The sequence below is a fragment of the Maribacter corallii genome (assembly GCF_047345415.1).
Classification (GTDB): domain Bacteria; phylum Bacteroidota; class Bacteroidia; order Flavobacteriales; family Flavobacteriaceae; genus Maribacter_C.
Map to the genome: position 1 here is coordinate 791,346 of NZ_JBLFEP010000002.1, position 20,489 is coordinate 811,834.

General features: G+C 41.0%; 20 protein-coding genes. 12 read left to right on the forward strand and 8 right to left on the reverse strand.

The features are described from left to right. From ACKWCA_RS08750 to ACKWCA_RS08780, 7 genes are all read right to left on the reverse strand, one after another. Positions 1 to 1,923 carry a peptidoglycan D,D-transpeptidase FtsI family protein gene (locus ACKWCA_RS08750; protein ID WP_413977799.1) on the reverse strand — a complete coding sequence of 641 codons (1,923 nt, stop codon included), beginning with the start codon at positions 1,921 to 1,923 and terminating at the stop codon, positions 1 to 3. After that, on the reverse strand, positions 1,920 to 2,429 hold the full coding sequence (locus ACKWCA_RS08755) for a rod shape-determining protein MreD (RefSeq protein WP_413977800.1): 510 nt from the start codon (positions 2,427 to 2,429) through the stop codon (positions 1,920 to 1,922). The genes ACKWCA_RS08750 and ACKWCA_RS08755 overlap by 4 nt, the downstream gene beginning before the upstream one ends. Then, a complete protein-coding gene (gene mreC / locus ACKWCA_RS08760) occupies positions 2,422 to 3,243 on the reverse strand; it encodes a rod shape-determining protein MreC (protein ID WP_413977801.1) in 822 nt (273 codons plus the stop codon). Before mreC ends, ACKWCA_RS08755 begins: the two co-directional genes overlap by 8 nt. A 75-nt stretch (positions 3,244 to 3,318) precedes the next feature. Further along, complete coding sequence (locus ACKWCA_RS08765) at positions 3,319 to 4,347, reverse strand: rod shape-determining protein (RefSeq protein WP_138657482.1); 1,029 nt, start codon at positions 4,345 to 4,347, stop codon at positions 3,319 to 3,321. Positions 4,348 to 4,412: 65 nt separating this feature from the next. Next, positions 4,413 to 5,942 (reverse strand): bifunctional phosphoribosylaminoimidazolecarboxamide formyltransferase/IMP cyclohydrolase, encoded by a 1,530-nt coding sequence (gene purH / locus ACKWCA_RS08770; protein ID WP_413977802.1) that lies wholly within the window; start codon positions 5,940 to 5,942, stop codon positions 4,413 to 4,415. A gap of 187 nt (positions 5,943 to 6,129) precedes the next feature. Continuing rightward, the gene (locus ACKWCA_RS08775; protein WP_413977803.1) at positions 6,130 to 6,585 is read right to left on the reverse strand and encodes a GAF domain-containing protein; all 456 of its coding nucleotides are present in this window, start codon (positions 6,583 to 6,585) and stop codon (positions 6,130 to 6,132) included. Positions 6,586 to 6,683: 98 nt separating this feature from the next. Continuing rightward, a complete protein-coding gene (locus ACKWCA_RS08780; RefSeq protein WP_413977804.1) occupies positions 6,684 to 7,793 on the reverse strand; it encodes a hypothetical protein in 1,110 nt (369 codons plus the stop codon). A gap of 250 nt (positions 7,794 to 8,043) precedes the next feature. Here ACKWCA_RS08780 and ACKWCA_RS08785 point away from each other — a divergent pair, with 250 nt between their 5' ends. The 6 genes from ACKWCA_RS08785 (at position 8,044) to ACKWCA_RS08810 (ending at position 14,234) form a co-directional block, all read left to right on the forward strand. Next, positions 8,044 to 8,463 (forward strand): HYC_CC_PP family protein, encoded by a 420-nt coding sequence (locus ACKWCA_RS08785; RefSeq protein WP_413977805.1) that lies wholly within the window; start codon positions 8,044 to 8,046, stop codon positions 8,461 to 8,463. A 127-nt stretch (positions 8,464 to 8,590) separates the two neighbouring features. Further along, positions 8,591 to 9,313, forward strand: a complete 723-nt coding sequence (locus ACKWCA_RS08790; RefSeq protein ID WP_413977806.1) for a heavy-metal-associated domain-containing protein — start codon at positions 8,591 to 8,593, stop codon at positions 9,311 to 9,313. A 29-nt stretch (positions 9,314 to 9,342) separates the two neighbouring features. Next, on the forward strand, positions 9,343 to 11,613 hold the full coding sequence (locus ACKWCA_RS08795; protein ID WP_413977807.1) for a TonB-dependent receptor: 2,271 nt from the start codon (positions 9,343 to 9,345) through the stop codon (positions 11,611 to 11,613). A 79-nt stretch (positions 11,614 to 11,692) separates the two neighbouring features. Then, positions 11,693 to 12,049: a heavy-metal-associated domain-containing protein gene (locus ACKWCA_RS08800; RefSeq protein WP_413977808.1), complete on the forward strand. Its 357-nt coding sequence runs from the start codon at positions 11,693 to 11,695 to the stop codon at positions 12,047 to 12,049. Positions 12,050 to 12,201: 152 nt separating this feature from the next. Then, positions 12,202 to 13,155 (forward strand): hypothetical protein, encoded by a 954-nt coding sequence (locus ACKWCA_RS08805; RefSeq protein ID WP_413977809.1) that lies wholly within the window; start codon positions 12,202 to 12,204, stop codon positions 13,153 to 13,155. A 20-nt stretch (positions 13,156 to 13,175) separates the two neighbouring features. After that, positions 13,176 to 14,234, forward strand: coding sequence for a DUF3179 domain-containing protein (locus ACKWCA_RS08810; RefSeq protein ID WP_413977810.1), 1,059 nt, complete (start codon positions 13,176 to 13,178; stop codon positions 14,232 to 14,234). Positions 14,235 to 14,259: 25 nt separating this feature from the next. Here ACKWCA_RS08810 and ACKWCA_RS08815 read toward each other — a convergent pair whose 3' ends face one another. Then, positions 14,260 to 14,589 (reverse strand): RrF2 family transcriptional regulator, encoded by a 330-nt coding sequence (locus ACKWCA_RS08815; RefSeq protein ID WP_413977811.1) that lies wholly within the window; start codon positions 14,587 to 14,589, stop codon positions 14,260 to 14,262. Positions 14,590 to 15,001: 412 nt separating this feature from the next. On the opposite strand from ACKWCA_RS08815, the gene ACKWCA_RS08820 reads away from it, so the two are divergent. The 6 genes from ACKWCA_RS08820 to ACKWCA_RS08845 all read left to right on the forward strand — a co-directional run bounded on the left by ACKWCA_RS08820 (position 15,002) and on the right by ACKWCA_RS08845 (position 20,485). Beyond that, positions 15,002 to 15,691, forward strand: coding sequence for a hypothetical protein (locus ACKWCA_RS08820; protein WP_413977812.1), 690 nt, complete (start codon positions 15,002 to 15,004; stop codon positions 15,689 to 15,691). A 381-nt stretch (positions 15,692 to 16,072) separates the two neighbouring features. Further along, positions 16,073 to 16,576: a hypothetical protein gene (locus ACKWCA_RS08825; protein WP_413977813.1), complete on the forward strand. Its 504-nt coding sequence runs from the start codon at positions 16,073 to 16,075 to the stop codon at positions 16,574 to 16,576. Positions 16,577 to 16,733: 157 nt separating this feature from the next. Then, positions 16,734 to 17,417, forward strand: a complete 684-nt coding sequence (locus tag ACKWCA_RS08830) for a DUF4272 domain-containing protein (RefSeq protein WP_413977814.1) — start codon at positions 16,734 to 16,736, stop codon at positions 17,415 to 17,417. 160 nt (positions 17,418 to 17,577) lie between these two features. Continuing rightward, complete coding sequence (locus ACKWCA_RS08835) at positions 17,578 to 18,198, forward strand: hypothetical protein (RefSeq protein WP_413977815.1); 621 nt, start codon at positions 17,578 to 17,580, stop codon at positions 18,196 to 18,198. A 247-nt stretch (positions 18,199 to 18,445) separates the two neighbouring features. After that, positions 18,446 to 19,015 (forward strand): Crp/Fnr family transcriptional regulator, encoded by a 570-nt coding sequence (locus tag ACKWCA_RS08840; protein ID WP_413977816.1) that lies wholly within the window; start codon positions 18,446 to 18,448, stop codon positions 19,013 to 19,015. A 747-nt stretch (positions 19,016 to 19,762) separates the two neighbouring features. Beyond that, positions 19,763 to 20,485: a hypothetical protein gene (locus tag ACKWCA_RS08845; RefSeq protein ID WP_413977817.1), complete on the forward strand. Its 723-nt coding sequence runs from the start codon at positions 19,763 to 19,765 to the stop codon at positions 20,483 to 20,485. Positions 20,486 to 20,489 lie beyond the last annotated feature (4 nt).

The following is a 20,489-nucleotide window of genomic DNA, read 5'->3' on the forward strand; positions in this document are numbered from 1 at the left end:
CTATCTTGAAGGAATGGTATCCTTTTTGGGTTTTATCGCATGATTACTCCTCCAATTATACTCATTAATCTTGAAAGGTTTACCACTATAGGGCTTTGCATATTCAGATTCTAAGGTTGTTGAGAGCATAGTCTTTTCAAGGTCTTTTCGGGTAATCTCGCCCTTCAGGTATTTTTCGATCAATAGGGAGGCAATATGACCGGCATACCGAGCGCCATAGTACCCATTCTGTATGTATACCGCAATTGCAATTTTCGGATTGTCTACAGGAGCGAAAGCCACGAACACCGAGTTATCGGTAAGCTGTGTGCGTACGCTATCAATGACCGTGAAATTCTCTACGGTACCCGTCTTGCCAGCGATTTCGATATCAGGTATTTGAATATACTTTGCTGTTCCTTTGCGATAGACATCCGCCATTCCTTGAACAACGGGCTCGAAGTGCCTTTTGTCGATAGTGGTGTACTTGGGTTTAGTGAAGTTGGGATCGCTAATGTCTTTGCCCTCTACCTTTTTCAAGATATGTGGTGTGTAGTAGAAGCCTCTATTGGCAATAGCCGCGGTCATGTTCGCCAATTGAATGGGGGTAACATTGACCTCCCCCTGGCCAATAGCATTGGAATATGTGGTCACGGCAGACCATCGCGCGTCTCCTTTACCGTACCATTTGTCGTACAGTTGAGTGCTTGGCACGCTGCCCGGTCTTCCGGTATGAAGATCGGACCCCAAATAAGATCCCAGACCAAAACTTCTTACATGTTGTTCCCAGACATCCATGGCCCTCGCATTCGACTCGAATTGCTCGAACAATTTTTTGTAAACACCAACAAAATAGGCATTACAAGATTCGTGAATACCGTCATTCAATCGTCTTGTGCCTCCACCACAATGACAGCCTTTTTTATTTCTGCCGATATAGAAACCGTGGTAACAAGTAAAAGAGGTAGATGGGGTAATGGCTCCTTCTTGCAAGGCTATCAGTGCATTGATGGCCTTAAAAGGGGATCCCGGACTCTTTTCAAAGGATATGGATCGATCAAAGGTAGGTTTGGATATGGAATCGTAGTGTAATTTGCTGTAATTGGCCGAACGTTTTCGTCCTACCAAAAGCGAAGGTTTATAGGTAGGGCCCGAAATCATGGTGAGAATCTCACCCGATGAGGGCTCGATGGCTACGATGCCGCCCCACTTACCATGCATTAAGCGCTCACCGTACTCTTGAAGTTCCTTATCAATGGTAATGTGGATTTCCTTGCCTTGTTCTGGTTCTACATCCAGTACGCCATCTTTGTACCGGCCGATGTCCCGATTGAAACGATCTTTCTGAATGTATTGGATACCTTTTCGACCTCTTAAGGTGTCTTCATATACCTTTTCGACACCCGTACGCCCGGTTAATTCTCCCTGTACATAATAAGGGTTTTTACGTAAGTCACGTTCATTCACTTCACTAATGTATCCTAAGACGTTGGCTGAGGCGTTGGTATCATAATAGCGTAAAGACCTTTTTTGAATATAAAAGCCAGGGTACCTACGCATCTTTTCCTGAAGACGGGCATAATCTTGTTTTGATAGCTGGTGTACCAATACTGAAGGAAGTCTTGGGGAGTATACCCGTGCTCTTCGAAGTCGTTTTCTGAATCGTTCGATGTCGATATCCAATAACGAGCAGAACTCTAAAGTATCTAGGGATTTGACCTCTCTGGGAATGACCATCACATCATAGGCAGGGTCATTTCCTACTAAAAGCTTGCCATTACGGTCATAAATATAACCTCGCTCTGGATAGTCGTATATGGCTTTTATTGCTGGATCCTCAAGTACTTGGTCGGGTGAAAAACTGAAAATCTGAAGATAGGAGAGTCTACCGATAAATGTGATACCGATGATAATGATAATCGACGAAAGTAGAAACTTCTTCATTCTTTTGAAACACTAAAAAGTGAGCTGAATAGTAAGCAGAGCACCAAGGTGGCGAGTCCAATGGAAAAAACCTTTTTCAAAATTAGCAGCAAGTTCGCAAAACTGAAAATTTCCACAGTAAAGAATACCAGATGGTGTACTACTATTAATAACGCTAAAAACGCAAATTGTTGTACCGCAGTTGCATTACCTAACTTAAAACTTTGAAACTCATAGTTGACACCAAAAACAAAACGCATAATCGCAGGTCTTAAATAGGCTATTGTTACGGTTGAGGCAGCATGTATGGCCATAGAATCCGAAAAGAAATCAATAGATAAACCCAATAAAAAACTCAGTCCGATAAAAACGGCCCTATTTTCCTTTATCGGATACCAATAGAGAAACAAGATATATACCATAGGGTTGATATACCCAAAAAAATTCAATTGATTGAATACCAACACTTGCACTAAAACGAGTAGAGTGAAGCGAATGACATTGATAAAGTAATAATTGCTAATCATTTGAACGTGTTTCTTCCTCTAATTCCAGTATTTCGGCTCTATTGACATTTTTTAGGATATAGACGGTATTGATGTTGGTCATATCGTTAAAGAGATCGACATCAACACTCCAGAAACTTTGTGCCCTATCCAAATCGAATTTTTTAATGGTGCCTATCGGAATGTTTTCCGGAAAGATACTACTCATACCTCCCGTAACGATTGTATCGCCGACATTCAGTTGTACCAGCCTTGGAATATCGATCAGTTGCACGACATTATATTCTTTTTCGTCCCACACCAGCGACCCAAAATGATTGGTGTTTTTCAATTTCGCGTTGATATTTGAATTCACATTTAGAATACTCTGTACCGTAGCGAATCGGTTCGAGGTATTTTGAACGATGCCCAAAATACCTTTTGGGGTAATCACTCCCATGTCGAGTTTGACACTATCACGTTCCCCCTTGTTAATGGTGATGTAGTTTCTACGACCCGCATAACTGTTTTTGATCGCTTGCCCAGAGGCAATGGTATAGGAAGCCTGTGCCGAATCGAGCAGAATAGAGTCCACCGGCCTTTCGTTATTGAATAATAGGTTTCGCAGTCTTCTGTTCTCTTCCACTAGTTTTCGGTTTTCCTCATCGAGGTCAAAATAAGAGGAGATACTGTAAGAGGTCTCGTAGATGCCACCTGAAATCCAGCTAGAGGAGTTAAAAAAGCTCGATTGATGATAGGAATGGGATTGAATGGTAAAACCAAGGGCAACCATCAACAAAAAGAGATATAGAAGGAAGTTCTTATATCTGATGATAAAGTTGATGATTTGCTGCATGCACTTTAAATTTTATATAGCCCAAACTGGTTTGAGGCTATAAAAAGAAGAATGAATTTTTACAATTGCAGTCTGTTACTTGATCAAGATGCTCTTGTATCGTTCTAAATTTTTCAACGCGATGCCCGTACCTCTAACTACTGCTCTAAGAGGGTCTTCGGCAATGTAAACCGGCAAATCGGTTTTTTGCGAAAGCCTTCTGTCCAAGCCCCGTAGCATCGAACCACCACCAGCCAAATAGATCCCCGTATTATAAATATCGGCTGCCAATTCAGGGGGAGTTTGCGATAATGTTTCCATAACGGCATCTTCAACGCGAAGAATCGATTTGTCCAATGCTTTGGCAATCTCACGATAAGATATCTGCACCTGCTTGGGCTTACCCGTCAACAAATCTCTACCTTGAACCGATTTTTCGTCCGGGGGTGTCTGAAGGTCTTCCGTAGCGGATCCGATCTCTATTTTAATATTTTCAGCAGTGCTTTCCCCTACATAAAGGTTGTGCTGGGTACGCATGTAATAGATAATATCGTTCGTGAATACATCCCCGGCAATTTTTACCGATTTATCACAAACGATCCCGCCTAAGGCGATAACCGCGATTTCAGTAGTACCTCCTCCAATATCGACGATCATATTGCCTTTCGGCTGCATGATATCCAAGCCAATACCAATGGCCGCTGCCATCGGCTCATGAATCAAATAGACTTCTTTGCCATTGACACGCTCTGCCGATTCTTTTACGGCACGCATTTCCACTTCGGTAATACCTGAAGGAATACAAATGACCATGCGCAGTGCGGGGGGAAACCATTTCTTTTTGAGCGCAGGAATATTCTTGATGAACATATTGATCATCTTTTCCGAGGCGTCGAAATCCGCTATTACCCCATCTTTTAAGGGTCTGATCGTCTTTATGTTTTCGTGGGTCTTGCCTTGCATCATATTGGCTTCTTTGCCAACAGCGATGATTTTACCCGAAATTCGGTCTCTGGCTACAATGGACGGACTGTCAACAACGACCTTGTCCATATGAATGATGAGTGTGTTCGCGGTACCTAAGTCGATAGCGATTTCCTCGGTCAAGAAATCAAAAAATCCCATTTCTGCTTTGTTTGGTTATGTTACATGTATGCGTGGGGTGCATTTCATCGACAAAAGTAGTAAAATTAATGCTTGAAATGACGTGTGCCTGTCATAACCATGGCAACTTCATTTGCATTGCAATAATCAATACTTAATTGGTCTTTTATCGATCCGCCCGGTTGTATAACGCATGAAATACCGTTTTTATGCGCAATTTCCACACAATCTGGAAAAGGAAAAAAAGCATCACTTGCCATCACTGCTCCGGTAAGATCGAAATTGAAGGACTTGGCTTTGTGAATTGCCTGGTTTAGGGCATCTACGCGGGATGTTTGGCCTGTTCCACTCGCGCACAATTGCTTGTTCTTCGCTAAAACAATAGTGTTTGATTTGGTGTGCTTACAGAGTTTAGAGGCGAATATGAGATCTTCTATCTCTCTTTCCGTAGGTTCTTTTGAGGTTACTTTGGTCAAATCGGCCGGGGTATCCGTCTTGTGGTCTTTTTCTTGAACCAAAACCCCGTTCAGGCAAGTGCGGGCCAAAGTCTTTGGCATTTCCACTTCGTTTTGAGTCAGGATAATACGATTTTTCTTGCCCTTCAATAGTTCCAAAGCTTCCGTCGCATAGCTCGGTGCTATCACCACCTCGCAGAAAAGTTTGTGTATTTCCGCTGCGGTTTCCCTGTCAATTTCCATGTTGCTGATCAGAACACCCCCGAAGGCGGAAACCGGATCGCCGGCAAGAGCGTCGCTATAAGCCTGTGCCAGGCTATCACGTTGGGCCAAGCCACAGGCATTGTTGTGTTTGAGAATGGCGAAGGTCGGTTGTTCACCTTTGAATTCAAGCATTAGATTAACCGCGGCGTCTACGTCTAAAAGATTGTTGTACGACAGTTCTTTTCCGTGAAGTTTGGAAAACATGGCATCGAAATCACCAAAGAAAAACCCTTTCTGATGTGGATTCTCCCCATAGCGTAACACTTTTCCATTGGTCTCGCTGATCTTCAAGGCCGCTAAATCATGGTTCTGGTTGAAGTAGTTGAAAATTGCCGTATCGTAATGTGATGATATGTTGAATGATTTTGCAGCGAAACGTCTTCGGTCTTCCAAGGTGGTAGCACCATCCCCTTCGGAAATCATTTTCAATACCTCTCCATAATCCTCCATAGAGGAAACACAAAGTACATCCTTGTAATTTTTTGCAGCGGCCCGAATGAGCGAAATGCCCCCAATATCTATCTTTTCGATAATATCCTGTTCCGAAGCACCGCTTGCTACCGTCTTTTCAAACGGATACAGATCAACGATCACAATGTCTAACTGAGGAATTTCGAATTCTTCCAACTGGGCGATATCGCCGTCATGATCCTGCCGATTCAAAATGCCTCCGAAGACTTTGGGATGCAAGGTTTTGACGCGCCCCCCTAGAATGGAGGGATAGCTGGTTACTTCTTCAACAGGTACCACCTCGATGCCTAGATCTTTAATGAATTTTTCGGTTCCCCCGGTAGAATAAATGGTAATTCCCAATTCGTCGAATTTGCGGACTATGGGTTCCAAACCGTCTTTGTGGAATACTGAAATCAGGGCTGAAGTCGCTTTTTTGGTGCTCATGTTTTACGTGCTAGAGGTTGTGTTAATAAGCAGGTAAAATTACTTTTTTTGGAGGGAAGAAATCGGTCAGGTTATCAACAAAACACCGAAAGTTTTGAACGGTTTTCAGGAAGAGGGAGAAATCGCTGACAGGATGTATAATGTTCATATGCGAGACGAATTGTTGATGATGTGGTACGCGCATAGGCTATTCTAAAATAGCCGCTACCTTTTCGTTCACAAACTCTAAAAATCGTTCGTCCGCCTCTGAAAATGGATCTGGGGTATTCGAATCGATATCGATCTGTCCGATATTTTCACCATTGACGAATAATGGAATCACGATTTCGGACTTGACCGTAATGCTACAGGCGATGTAGTTGTCTTGAGCTTGCACGTCTGGCACCACAAAATTTTGGTTCGAAACGGCCACTTGACCACAAATGCCTTTTCCGAAGGGAATAATCGTATGATCGGTAGGTTCACCGACATAGGGCCCTAACTTCAATTCGTCTTTGTCACCATTCTTAAAGTAGAAACCGACCCAGTCATAATGGGCTACGGAATCTTTCAAGAGCGCACAGACCTCATGCAGCTTTTCTTCGACAGCACCCTCTTCGGTAGCTAAAATGGAAGCGACTTGATCACGCAATTTATCAAACATACGTTCTTTTTTTGCTGTAAAAATAAACTATTTAGAGACCAAAAAGAAAGGGGTGCATTAAAGACACCCCTTTGATAATCGATTCTTATGATAAAGCCTTATGGCTGTATTTTTACGTCAAATTGAATGAAGTCATTGTTGTTGAACCCGGCTTCGATTTCTGTGATTTTAATCAATCCTTTTTTACCGTAGTTATCGACAAATTCGATAACATCCCCTACAGCTAAATTGGTGATTTTTTGGCTGCTTGATGTTGAGATGCTGTCTAAGTCACCTGATAAGGCCACACCGTCAAAACTGGCAGCGTCAAGACTTGACAAGGCGAAGAAAGCCTCATTCAAGGTTTCGTTCTCCATATCTTCCTCGTCCATACCCGGCTTTAATCCCTCTACAGGAAAACCGAACGACTCATCAAAGGTGGCGGTTGAAGCAAACGAAGCATCTTCCCCATCAGAGACTCCCGAAGCACCAAAGTAGTAGCCGAAATCCCAGAACGCCCTGAATTCAGGTCCCTCGTTGATGCGGTATACTTCTTCGTTCAACAATGAAAAGAAAGACTCGGTGGTTCCGTCCGCGGCTGGTGCAAATAGTTTAATGTCGCTAAATGTACGAACAGCTGCTGCCGGGTTGGTGCCCGAACCTACGGTTACGGTAATCGTTCCAGCGCCTAGCGCCAGCCTTTTTGTAATATCCCTAAAATCCCCTTTTCCTTTTGTCGTCCAAAAAGTGTAGACAATTTGTCCATTGTCAATATCCGGCACAGGTAACTCGAAGGTGAAATCGATTTCCTTCTTGGTCGCACCATCTAAATCGATAGATCCATCGGCCTTAAGCGCTTTGTCCAAATCATCACTGTTCAAAGCAAAGTTGTTGAAGGGCATATCGCCTTGACCTGAAACATTTTGGGTGATGTACATGCGTCTTTGTGTGGTGGCATCTGAAGTGAAGATGATTCTACCTGCTACGGTAGTCCCTACTTGTCCACTGGCACTGGCTGAGGTCACGTTCATTGACGGATCGGCCTCATTGAACACGATGGTGGCTACTTCAGGTTCATTGTCATTGTCATCGTCATCGCCCCCGGTTTGATCATCGGGTAACGGCGTATCGAAAATGGAGCCATCATCTGAACTACAGCTGGTTACGAATAGGGCCATAGCAAATACGAGAAATCCGTATTTCAGACTTGATTTTAAATTTTTTTTCATGATTGATTTTTTGAGTTTCATAGATAAATTGTTTGAAAATGTCGATGAACTGCATTTAATGATTAGTTCAAAACCTTAACTAGTAAACCTGAAATAAAGTATGTGAAAGCACTGTTTTTTTTGAACAAGCGTATTCGTTGCCTTGAAAAAGGGGCGGATAAAGGGGCTGGAAGGTCATACGATGTGGGCTAAACTTTCGTTAAAGAAGGGATAAACGGACTAATTTGAATCCGTTATTTTGTATTTTTGTATGGTGAAAAAGGTAATTCATAAAACGGTATCATTGGCGATGGCATTGTTGCTTATGCTCTCTACGATTTCGTGGAAAGTCGAAAAGCATTATTGTATGGGCCGTTTGATGGATATAGCCCTATTTTCGGATGTCGATAACTGCGGCATGAACATGACCGGGCTTGAAGAGGATGAAAATCTAACGGAAAGTGAGAATTCTTGCTGTAATGATGAAGTTATTTTCATCGAAGGTCAACACGACTTAAAAGCTTCGGTCAACGACCTTGAAGCGGAGCAACAATTTTTCCTCGTAATTTTTGCCAATGCGTACAAAGCGATAATTGAAGCTGAGACGTTACGTTTTTATCCGCACGAACAATATCCCCCACCCCAACTGATCAAAGACATTCAACTGCTCGATCAGGTATTTCTAATTTGATTTATGTTCCCTTCCGTCTCGACGGAAAAAGGTTCCTTTTGCGTACTCAGGTCGTAATAGGACCAAATTCACGCATGAATTCGTGAACATGTTTCCCTTTTTGGGGACTACAATAAATCAATTCGTAATGAAATATACATACAACATCACAGGGATGACCTGCACTAATTGTGTAGCCACGGTTACAAGCGCGTTGTCGAAGATCGATGCCATTAGGCAAGTGAATGTCGATTTGGAAAAGGCGGAAGTCAAAATTTCAACGATTTCGCCCATTTCAATAGAGACCCTAAACAACCAGTTGTCGGATAAATACGTGCTTTCCGAAAAAGGGAAGTACGATCAGGGAGTCGTGTCTTCAAATAGCGTAGAACGTTCAAAGTTGCAACAGCTCAAACCGCTTCTTCTGATTTTCGCCTATCTATTCACAGCAGCTTTTCTCCTTAATTACAAAGACTGGAACACCATGGAGGCCATGCTTGATTTTATGGGGCTTTTTTATATCGTTTTTAGCTTTTTTAAGCTGCTCGATTTAAAGGGGTTCCCTGAGAGTTTTCGCATGTACGATCCTTTAGCCAAGAGACTTCTAGTTTATGGGTGGGTCTATCCCTTTATTGAGGTGGCCTTGGGATTAATGCTTCTCATGCGATTTCAAGTCACCGTCGCGTTGATTGCAACGGTAGTGATTCTTGGAGTAACGACGATAGGAGTAAGCCAGACGTTATGGGATAAGAAGCGTATTCGTTGTGCATGCCTGGGCACTGCCCTAAAACTGCCGATGACAGAGGCGACGTTTATCGAAAATGCGATCATGTTGGTCATGGCGTGTTCCATGCTATTCACGAGGTTGTAGACCTGTGAGGTTGTCAAATAAAAATACAAATGAAACGATATAGTTATTTAGTAATTTGCCTCTTGCCTTTGATTTCCTTGGCCCAAGATAGGGTAGAAGGTATGGTGATGGAGGCCAATTCGGAAAGCAAGCATATCGGCCTTTCCGGGGCCAATGTGTATTGGATGAACTCTCAGATTGGTACGATTACCAATGAGGAGGGATTGTTCAGTATTCCCTATTCAGCGGAGTACGATAAGTTGATTATTAGTTATGTCGGATTTGAATCCGATACCTTGAAGATTACCGAGCCCAAAATGATACATCATGCCCTTCGGGCTTCGAATGCTTTGGACGAGGTGGTAGTCGAAAAAGAACGGGACGCCGTTCAAAAAGCCTACTTCAGTTCACAGAACATTGTGACCGTGAATAGTGCCGAATTGTTAAAGGCCGCTTGTTGTAATCTGTCGGAAAGTTTTGAAACGAATCCGGCGATCGATGTCAATTTTTCGGATGCCTTGACCGGTACCAAGCAGATTCAGATGTTGGGCCTGACGAGTCCGTATTTGCTGATTACCCAAGAGAACATTCCCATGGTAAGAGGTGCGTCGCAAGCTTTCGGATTGACGTATACTCCAGGAACTTGGGTCGAAAGTATACAGATTACCAAGGGAGCGGGAAGTGTGGTGAACGGGTACGAGAGCATTTCGGGGCAAATAAATGCCGAGCTGGTCAAACCGCTGACAGACAAGCCATTGTTTTTCAACGGATATTTTAATCGCAATGGACGTATGGAACTGAATACCCATGTCAATCACAAACTGAACGATAAATGGAGTACAGGGATTTACATTCATGGCAACGCCAGAACCCAAAAAGAAGACCGGAATGCGGATGGGTTTTTAGATGCCCCTCTGGCCAATCAGATCAATGTGATGAACCGATGGCAGTTCCAAAACCCGGAAACTGGGTGGGTAAGCTTTTTTAACATCCGTTTTTTGAACGATGAAAAGCAGGTGGGCCAGATCGATTTTGATCCGGAAGCACCCAACGCAATACGGGGGTTTCAAACAAGTTCTTCAGTGAGCGCAGCCGAACCATGGGGCAGCGAAATCGACACACGCCGTTTCGATTCCTCTTTAAAACTGGGCTACGTGTTTCCCGAGTTGCCCTTTCAGAGTTTCGGGTTTCAGGCATCGTACAGCAACCATAACCAAGAATCGTATTTCGGCGTCAAGCGATACAACATCAATCATGAAAGTATCTACTCGAATTTGATTTTTAATTCCATCTTAGGAGATACCCAAAACAAATTCAAGACCGGGGTGACCTTTGCGTATGACGGTTATGAAGAGCTTGTCAATACGACTGCGTACGCCAGGGATGATGCCTCAGCCGGAGCTTTTTTCGAGTACAGTTTTGATAATCTGGAGAAGGTAAGCCTAACGGCAGGACTGCGAGTAGATACGCACAACCGTTTGGAAACCTTCGTCACACCCAGATTTCATATCCGGTATACCCCATGGGAAAAGGCAAGTCTCAGGGGTTCTTTCGGAAGGGGTAGACGAGCGGCGAATATCTTTGCGGAAAACCAGCAGTTGTTCGCATCTGCCCGGCAAATTCAAATTCTTGATTCTGAAGGAAGTGTGTACGGACTAGACCCGGAGGACGCCTGGAACTATGGCGTAAGCTTTTTGCAAGGGTTCACCTTTTTAAATAGACCAGGAAATATTACCTTGGATTTCTACAGGACCGATTTCGGAAACCAGGTGGTCGTTGATTGGGAAAACCCAAGGGCGATTTCTTTTTACAACCTTGATGGAAAAAGTAACGCCAACAGTTTTCAGTTTGAGGTAAACCATGAAGTGTTACCCAATCTTGAATTGCGTGCCGCCTATAAATATTATGATGTAAAAACGGATTATAGAAACGGATTGTTGCAAAAACCCTTGCTGGCCCAACACCGGTATTTCGCCAATGTGGGTTATCAGACCGGGGTCACGGAAAAGGGGGGGCAGTGGAAATTCGATTATACGTTACATTCGTTAGGGAAACAGCGTTTGCCGAATACCGATGTCAATCCTCCCGAATTTCGATTGGGAGAATTTGCCGAGGGGTATAGTCTAATGAACGCTCAAGTCACCAAGGTGTTTTCCACACAATTTGAAGTGTATGTGGGGGGCGAGAATTTGAGTAATATTCGACAGATGAACCCGGTATTGGATGCCGACAATCCCTTTGGCGCAAATTTTGATACCAGTATCATATATGCTCCGATTATGGGCCGTATGTTCTATGGAGGATTCCGATATAAAATATAGACAAGCAAGAATAAAGAGACCGTAAAAGTTAATTAACAAGTTTCTCCTCAGAGAGAAATAAAAAATGAAGTAGTTCAAGATGAAAAAAATAAGTGTAGTACTAGTAATGATGTTTTTCGCCGTGATGAGCTTCGCTCAAGAAAAAAACAAAAAAATGACCATGGAAGTTGATGGGGTTTGCGGAATGTGCAAGTTGCGCATCGAGAAAGCCGCTTTGGGGGTCAAAGGAGTGAAATATGCCCTCTGGGATATTCCTTCGCATGACCTGTCATTGATTTTCGATGAGCGTAAGACCGACCCTATGAAAATTAAAATGGCCCTGGTGGCCGCCGGGCATGATACCAAAGAGCTGAAAGCCACGGAAGAAGCCTACGGCAAGGTAATGCCCTGTTGTAAATACCGCGATGAAGCGGTGGTGAAGAGTCATGAGAATTGATGCTACAAACGCCTTTGCTCGCAAAGGCGTTTTTTAATTGATAGTGTCAATTTGATTTGACAGGTTGGAAGCTCGAACTCCCATATTCCCAATTTTGTAAGGAAGTCCATTTTTGTGGTACTAAATATAAGCTACCATAAAAATGGAATAATTTGCGTGTAGTTCTTCTGATTTCCCTTGGCTTTTTTTTAGGGCCGCTTGTCCATGGGCAAACCTGTTGTTCGGGCGGGGTACCCTTGTCCAATAATCTGGGCTTGCCCAATGAAGGTAAAAACTCATGGATTTTAGGGCTGAATTACGACTATAATAACCTCAATACACTAAATGCGGGTACCGAAGTCCTCGATGATGATTCTAGATTGCGAATAACCAATTCGCTACTATTCAATGTAGGGTATGCGCTAACCGATAGATTCTCTGTTGAATCCCTTTTCACTTGGGTCAATCAAACCCGCACCATTTCGCAATTCGGTAATGAGAGTTTTTCGGAGACCTCCGGAATAGGTGATGCCGTTTTTCTGCTGAAATATGCCCTTCCCAATGTTTTGGGCTCACAGACGGTCTTGAATTTTGGAGTGGGTACCAAAGCCCCCTTGGGCCGGTCCGATTTGACTACTTCAGAAGGGTTTCAACTCACTGCTGATTTGCAGCCTGGTAGCGGTGCCTGGGATGTTCTGGGATGGTTGGCCGTTTCAAAAGGTTTGAATTTTAGGCCGTCGGCCGTACTTTCCGGCAGTGTGACGTATCGAGAGACCGGTGCGAACAACTCGTATTTGAACAATAGTTCGGTCTATGAGTTTGGCAATGTATTACAGGCGAATTTGGGCTATACCGATCAATTCTTGCTTTTCAATATCATTTTTAATCCAGGGTTGATTTTCAAGTATAGAAAGGCACTTGCCGATCGAATAGATACCTCTGAAATACCCAATACAGGTGGAGAATGGGTTTTTGCACGGCCTGAGCTAGGGATTCAAATCAGTCCGAATATGGCCCTGAATACCAAGGTCGAGATTCCGGTGTATAGTTATGTTGAGGGCACGCAACTTACCCCTACCTTACGTTTTACCATGGGAATTTCGTTGATATTGAAAAAAAGGAGTTGAATATATTAAACTAACACGCTATGAAAACTATTCTTTATGTAATCGCTTTTACGGTACTACTGTTCAGCTGTAGCACCTCAAGTACACAAGAGACACCTCAGAACCCTGATTCCGGGGAAGTTGAAAACACATCTACGGAGTGGAGTATTCCTGTGGAAGAAGTACTGGATGGTGGTCCGGGGCGCGATGGGATACCGGCTTTGGAAAACCCAGTGATGATTACCGCAGACGAGGTTGTCATCCTCGATGACGTATTGGTTTTAGGATACAAAAACGGTAATGATATCCGTGCGTATCAGCATACGATATTGGATTGGCATGAAATAGTGAATGATGATATCGGCGACGTTTCCTTAGCGGTGACCTATTGTCCACTGACGGGTACAGGAATCGGATGGAACAGAGTAGTGGACGGACAGAAAACGACCTTTGGGGTTTCCGGCCTGCTGTATCAGACGAATTTGGTGCCCTTTGACCGAGCGACCAAAAGTAACTGGTCCCAGTTGTTGAATGAATCGGTCAATGGTAGTTTAAGTGGCAGGAAGGCCGAACTGATTCCACTTGTAGAAACCGACTGGAAAACCTGGAAAACAATGTTTCCCGACACCAAGATAATGAGTTTGAATACGGGCTTTTCACGAACTTATGGCGTATATCCGTATGTTGATTATAGAACCAATGATTCGTTCTTCCTATTTCCCACCCCTAAAGATTCCAGACTGCCTTTTAAGGAAAGAGTACATGCTATAGTCGATGACACCGATGCCAAAGTCTATCGATTTTCCGACTTTGACACCTCCAATATTATCGTTGATTCGTTTAAGGGAAAGACCTATTTGATTGTGGGTAGTGCACAGTTTATAGCATCTTTTGAGTTGGAAGGCAATCAGGGCTCAACACAGTTCACTTATGTGTTCGATGAAAACTCCCAAGCGGTTTTTCAAGATAGCCAAGGAACAGAATACAATGTATTCGGGGAGTCTATTTCCGGATCGGGTCGACTGAAAGCTTCATCTTCCTTTATGGGGTATTGGTTTTCGATTCCCGCGTTTTACGAAACCGAGATTTATGGCGGTTAAGGAGGGTTATTTGAACTTTCATCACTTATAGCGGCAAAAAACTCGTTCCATCTTTGACCCTGCTGACCAGATCTTGAATTGTCGTTTCTTCCAGATTTTTTAAAAAATTGGTCTTTGTCTCTCCTACCAAATGGTGCATTGGGCATGGGTGACTTTCATCACATAAGTTCAAGCCTAAGATGCATGACTTCAACCGATGGTCGCCATCGATTACCTGTATTATTTCAATAAGTGTCACTCTTCTGTTTTCCTCGGTCAGGTAAAAACCCCCTCCCGGTCCTCGAGTAGAAGATATCAGTTTATGGCGTGATAGTGCAGGCTTAACACCCGCCTTGACTCTCCTGAAATTGGACATCTCGGCCTTGCTAGGCTATACAGGTGCCGTGTTTAAGCAGTTCTTTGGCACGAACCAAGGTCTGGTGCTATCAATGCTGATGTTGGTTTTATGGACGCTTGTGCCGATTTGGAGGTTACTTGTCAAAGCGGGGAAAAAGGACTTTTAGGGGAATTCGAATAGCGAAAGGGTCCGCTTTAAAACACCGCAATCATCAAGAAGCTGTTACGGTATCGTTTTGGTCAACCTACTCGATTTCCGTTTTTTATTTATAAGGAGGCTAGTGCTAGAATCGTTTGTAAACCTATAGTATCCGAATAATTCACCGATAAACTTCTTGTAGCTACGGTAAACACGACATTATGGTTATATTACGGGTAAAATAGAAATAAACACACTTGTGTGTTTATTGTATTGTTACCCAACATTTTGAATGAACATTTTTAATAGAAAGACAAAGCAGAAACATATTCAACAGTTTGAGTATAATATTGCCGAACTATTAAAGTCTGAATTACCCCAATTGAAAAAGGCACTAGATATGTCAAAAATTGAGGGAATTTATTTTGCGCATAAACCAAAAGGAATCTCCATTATACATAGTTATTCTGAAAAAGATTTTGCAGAAATCAATCGAAATGGTAAGTCAAGTTTTGTTTTAAATGGTATTTCCGTTTGGAATAAAGAATTAAAAAGTTTTGAAGCAATTTCATTAAGCTACCTAAACAATACTATTTCTTGGTTTGCAGTTCAGAACCCAGAACGTTTTCATAAAACATTCGATTTGAGCCAACTTAAAAAAGGGCAAATCAAACTGGAGCAAAAAGAAATCAAGAATTCCGATAAAGAAAAAGTTGAAAAACTTCTAAAGTCTTTATCTAAGGGACAACTTGGACTTCTGGAATTGGAACATACTTTTGAAATGGAGCTTGATGAAAAACCGTTTTATCCGATTTTGAATATGGAGGACGGAAACTATATTGCAGTGGACACCAAAGCAAAGATATATCGCCTAAACCACGACCATGAAGAGGAGGTTAGGTTAATAGCAAAAAACCCTACAGACTTCTTTGAAATATACAATGGACAGAAAAGTGAATTGGAAAAAATCATGTATGAGTAAAAAAATGTTTTAAAGCGGCCCATAAATGGACTATTCACTCAAATGCGGTTGTGTCGATGGACTTAGCAATATTTCGGAGAATTTAACTCGGCCGAAAAAAACGTTGGGTAACAAAACCTAAACGTAATGCGGACTTTTGGGCAAAACCGAAAGGTCTATGTATTTTTACTAAGTCGCTAAATCTTATGGATTTAGCTTTGGACAAGAAAAAATAAAACTAAACAATAAGCTTTAGCTTCGTGCTCAGACGGAAACGAATAGTTTCCTTACTTCCGCACTACGCTTAGCCGAACCGTTGTGCTTAATTTCAGAAAATGGGAAAAATTACCACAAGCAAATTAATGAGTTGAACTTTTGATAATAGAAATAGAGAAGATAATTATGAAAGAAATACTTGAAGAATATGCTTTGATTGCTGAAATCATATCAGCCCTTGCTGTTATCATTTCATTGATTTTTGTTGGATTACAAATAAGGAGTAATACAAAAGCAACACAAGCCTCAACTTTCCATGAGATTGCGGCCCTAGATATTCATATACTTCTAAGTTTAGGTGCTTCAAAAGAAGCATCAAGAATAGTTTCAACTTTCCGAATGAATCCGGATGTCTTAACCGAAGAAGAACATAATCATGGTTTTCACTTATTTGCTGCGGAAATAAGGCACGTTGAGAATCTATTTTTGCAGAACGAAAACAAAATGTTGAGTAAAAAAAATTGGGAATCGAGAAAATCATTAGTAGATGGAATGGTACTAACTCCTGGCTTTGGAGCACTTTTAGAAAGTCCGAATAAACAATTTTTTGACGGCTCTTTTATTCACTACGCAGAAAATTTAAGAAAAGAGCAGTTAAAAAAGGATGGCGATTTTGAAAATAAAAACTAAGCACAACAATGGCTATAAGTAATTGCTCGTTCTCGCCTACTTTGGAAATTCCTGCGAAATTTCCAACTTGGTGTGTACTTGCAAAGTTAAGTGATAAACCACGCAACTACTCATAGCCGAGACCGGTGGCAATAATTTAAATAGCATTTACAGAATAATGGGCATTTTAGACATATTTAAATCCGACAAGTCGAGTCCAAAAACCGCCCTGAAAAGAAAAAAGGAAACGGAAAAATTCCTAAAATCAATCAATGTTCCCATTATTGAACATCTTCCCATGATTGAAGAAGAACATGAAGTGCGCATTAGAAAAGCAAATGAAGTTGCAGAACGCATTCTGATATTAACATATTTGAATTATGTTTCAGAGGAACCCGAATCCAAAACCGAAGTAATTGACTTTATAAAAGATAGTGGACTTTGGGACAAAGTCTCTCCCGACGAAAAAAAACTTTTCGAAAGTGAAGAATTGACTAAGCAAGAACATATTAACATCTCTTGGCGGTCAGAAGCAATTTGGGTCTTACTTTGGGTAATAAACAAAGTGGATAAGATTAAACTTCCACTCGAAGAAGTGCAGATTATGGATATAGTTTCTAGACTTCCCGAGTTCATGTCGGACCCAATGGACTTCACAAATAATGCAATAAATAGAACCACATCGGAGATTCTGGACTTTTCGGACTTGACTTATCGAATACATTGGGCAACTCGAAATTCTGAATTGAATAACGAAAAATCCGTGGATTTTAATCCAAGTATTGTAATGGAAAGACACTATGCAATAAACTGGGTTACATATTATGCTGAGGAATGGGACGAAATAACAACAGACACATAAAAACTGGTGCCAACAAAGCCTACAATTCATTGCCTTCGGATTTCCTAAACGGAAATCACGCGCAAAAAGCTATCTTTAGGTTCGGCTGCCCCGATAGCTATCGGGGTTCGGACGAATCACAGCAACGAACCTTAGCCCAACCGTTGGCCATAATTATAGAATGCGACCTAGAAGTCTAAGAATATTTCAAAAAAGAAAAGGGATTTATATTTCACCAGAAAAATTGGTCGTCATTTTTTGGACAGGATTGGTATTTTTAATGGCTTATTTAAAGCAATCTCACGGATATGATTTTAATGGTTGGGACACTACTCTATTAATTCTATGGCTAGTTTATGTAATCGGACTTATGATTAGCACCTTCTTCCGTCATGAACGAGAAATAGGAAAATATTGTGGTAAATTGACCTTTTGGGAAGACAGAATACAAGTGGACGAGGAAAATTATAACCTATCTCAAATATCAAAATTGGACTTTAACCAAGCATATGATATTAGGGGAATGTTTGTTAATTCTATGCTGGAATTCACTCCACACCTGTCCAATGGATTAAACAACGTAGTGACTCTGGAACTGAAAAATGGACAAAAAATAAAGTGCAATTTTTTACAAACCGAATCAGAAAGGCTGAGCCATTTTAAAGAAGTACTGACTCACTATCATAAAAATGGAATTCTTGGATGGTTACCACTTATTGATATACTGGGAATTAAGGATTATAATAAAATTCAGGACTTTAAAAAAGAAATAACTATGGCCAACAATACCTATAGCAAATAGGGCATAAAGTGCTATGTTTAATGGCTTGGGCTCATCTACTAAGTCCGCCAAATCTTTTGGATTTACTCATGTGATTTCTATTTTTAATAAGGAATTCGTGATAACGCTGCGCTAAGTTGGCAATTAAAATGAAAAAAATAATTACAAAACAAAAAGCTCTGGCTAGCAGACCAGACGGAAACGAAAAGTTTCCTTGCCCCCGTACTACGGCTTAGCCCAACCGTTAGAGTTCATTATAAATTAAACAATGTTCGACAAGATTAGCCCTATTATCCATTCTGTTTCACCTGTTTCAAGTAATTCAATTGAAAAAATAAAGAATTTAGTCGAATACACTAACATAAAAAAAGGAGAGCCAATAACCACCGTTGGGCAAAAGAATAATCTGGAGTATTTTATGATTGATGGTGTCTGCAAAAGTTTTCTAAACACACCCGAAGGAGAAAGTGTGACGATTTCTATTTTCATGGCTAATTCGATAATATCACCAAGTACTACAAGAAATCAAAATGGTAAATCCGTAATTAATATACAAGCTTTAACAGATGTTGAGATCGCAGCTTTCAATGCTTCAGAGTTTGAAAAATTAATGATTGAAGATCTAGAAATTCGAGATTTTGGAAATTCTGTCTTAAGAATTGAACTTATGGCGAAGGTCCAGAAAGAAATAGCTTTAGCTTCACTTAAAGGAAAAGAACGGTTACTTCTATTAAGAAAGAATTACCCGAATATCGAAAACCTCATACCACATTCCGATATTGCTTCATATTTAGGAATAACTACTATTTCTTTAAGTAGATTAAGAACACAATCTTAACGCTTATCATTTGTTAATGGAATCGCCATATGAATTGGCAACCTTTGTTTTCTAATCAAAACAATAATTATGTCAATTCTAAATTCATTCCTTCTAAAAACCTCCTCAGTAAAGACATTATGTATCTCATTTGTAGCAAGTCACTTTGTCTTGCTGATTATGATGATATATACTTTTCCGGTAATCAATAATCAAATTGGGGCTAAGGCATTTGACCTCCTACCTTTTGGGTATTCGGTTTCTGAAGCAAAATCAATTGTGAGCAACTTGAATAATCCAAGTGCTGACCTTTACCTTTTTCCACAATTAACTTTGTTAGATCTACTCTACCCTTTTCTACTGGCTTTGTTCTTAAGTAGTCTATTATTTCGGCTTATTAAAATAACGGAGTCAAAAAGGAAATTCGCATCGATGTTCTTGATTATTCCATTTCTGGCGATGATATCCGATTATTCAGAAAACATATGTATTATATTAATGATCTCAAAATCAATTGAGATATCTGAAACGATCGTAATTTTATCGAGTACATTTACCGTTTTAAAAGGAGTCCTAACTTCAATTTCATGGGTAACCATCTTGGTATATGCTACGAAATGGTTTAGGTTGAAAATTCTATACAGAAATAAAAAACGAGCTCTAACAAAACCTAAACCGCATTAAAACGCAGTTTAGCCAAACCCTTGGCAACAATCTCGTCTTTACCAAAAAGGTTATATTTATATCATTATCAGTCCTTAGCAAATCATGGCAATTAATACTCCATATGACAAATTCTTAGTAGTAGCAATTGTATGTTGCTTTCTATCCGTTCTAACGACCCTTGGCATTCACTCCAATCTATTTGATTTAGGGGAGTTGAGTTTCGATGATCGGATAAGACTCTTTGAAAATTCAAAATACATTGCGAATAGATTCTGGATAATTATACACTGCTTATTTGTATTAATAGCCATGTTGGGTTTCTTATTGATACAGTTTAAAAAGAGTCGAGGATTTACAATTTTAGGTTTTGTATTCTTCGCTGTATTTTCATTTACTGAAATCTTTCGGCAGATGTTCGTTTTCTTCTACATGAACAATCTACGTAGATCCTACCTTGAAACTGATAGTGAAGCCATGCGCGAGATAATACAAGTTAGTATGGATCATGCAGGCTTAATTGGCTATGCTCTTTTTGGCTTGTTCATTGTGGCATTTGCATTGGGAAACATATGTTATGGAATCAGTCTACTTGGCAACAATAAGATTGATCGTATACTCGCTTACCTCTTGTTAATTTGGGGATTTGGTAACTTACTTGCCTTTGGAAACGAATTTTGGACATCTGAATCAGTAGGGCATTTTGTCGAATACTTTAGTATCATTTATCAACCGATAATGAGAGCATTAGTAGGTTTGTGGATGTTGCATAAATTTAAGCGAATTACTGTCAGCGATGGAGCAGGCAACAATACGTATAGCGCATAGTTCT

What these genes read in the sequence shown, in the direction of transcription:
- ACKWCA_RS08800 (WP_413977808.1), top strand. Translation starts at nt 11,693, where the DNA reads ATGAAAAAAATAAGTGTAGTACTAGTAATGATGTTTTTCGCCGTGATG.
- ACKWCA_RS08795 (WP_413977807.1), top strand. Translation starts at nt 9,343, where the DNA reads ATGAAACGATATAGTTATTTAGTAATTTGCCTCTTGCCTTTGATTTCC.
- ACKWCA_RS08840 (WP_413977816.1), top strand. Translation starts at nt 18,446, where the DNA reads ATGTTCGACAAGATTAGCCCTATTATCCATTCTGTTTCACCTGTTTCA.
- mreC (WP_413977801.1), bottom strand. Translation starts at nt 3,243, where the DNA reads ATGCAGCAAATCATCAACTTTATCATCAGATATAAGAACTTCCTTCTA.
- ACKWCA_RS08815 (WP_413977811.1), bottom strand. Translation starts at nt 14,589, where the DNA reads ATGTCCAATTTCAGGAGAGTCAAGGCGGGTGTTAAGCCTGCACTATCA.
- ACKWCA_RS08790 (WP_413977806.1), top strand. Translation starts at nt 8,591, where the DNA reads ATGAAATATACATACAACATCACAGGGATGACCTGCACTAATTGTGTA.
- ACKWCA_RS08785 (WP_413977805.1), top strand. Translation starts at nt 8,044, where the DNA reads ATGGTGAAAAAGGTAATTCATAAAACGGTATCATTGGCGATGGCATTG.
- ACKWCA_RS08845 (WP_413977817.1), top strand. Translation starts at nt 19,763, where the DNA reads ATGGCAATTAATACTCCATATGACAAATTCTTAGTAGTAGCAATTGTA.
- ACKWCA_RS08755 (WP_413977800.1), bottom strand. Translation starts at nt 2,429, where the DNA reads ATGATTAGCAATTATTACTTTATCAATGTCATTCGCTTCACTCTACTC.
- ACKWCA_RS08810 (WP_413977810.1), top strand. Translation starts at nt 13,176, where the DNA reads ATGAAAACTATTCTTTATGTAATCGCTTTTACGGTACTACTGTTCAGC.
- ACKWCA_RS08750 (WP_413977799.1), bottom strand. Translation starts at nt 1,923, where the DNA reads ATGAAGAAGTTTCTACTTTCGTCGATTATCATTATCATCGGTATCACA.
- ACKWCA_RS08835 (WP_413977815.1), top strand. Translation starts at nt 17,578, where the DNA reads ATGCGACCTAGAAGTCTAAGAATATTTCAAAAAAGAAAAGGGATTTAT.
- ACKWCA_RS08765 (WP_138657482.1), bottom strand. Translation starts at nt 4,347, where the DNA reads ATGGGATTTTTTGATTTCTTGACCGAGGAAATCGCTATCGACTTAGGT.
- ACKWCA_RS08825 (WP_413977813.1), top strand. Translation starts at nt 16,073, where the DNA reads ATGAAAGAAATACTTGAAGAATATGCTTTGATTGCTGAAATCATATCA.
- ACKWCA_RS08775 (WP_413977803.1), bottom strand. Translation starts at nt 6,585, where the DNA reads ATGTTTGATAAATTGCGTGATCAAGTCGCTTCCATTTTAGCTACCGAA.
- purH (WP_413977802.1), bottom strand. Translation starts at nt 5,942, where the DNA reads ATGAGCACCAAAAAAGCGACTTCAGCCCTGATTTCAGTATTCCACAAA.
- ACKWCA_RS08780 (WP_413977804.1), bottom strand. Translation starts at nt 7,793, where the DNA reads ATGAAAAAAAATTTAAAATCAAGTCTGAAATACGGATTTCTCGTATTT.
- ACKWCA_RS08830 (WP_413977814.1), top strand. Translation starts at nt 16,734, where the DNA reads ATGGGCATTTTAGACATATTTAAATCCGACAAGTCGAGTCCAAAAACC.
- ACKWCA_RS08820 (WP_413977812.1), top strand. Translation starts at nt 15,002, where the DNA reads ATGAACATTTTTAATAGAAAGACAAAGCAGAAACATATTCAACAGTTT.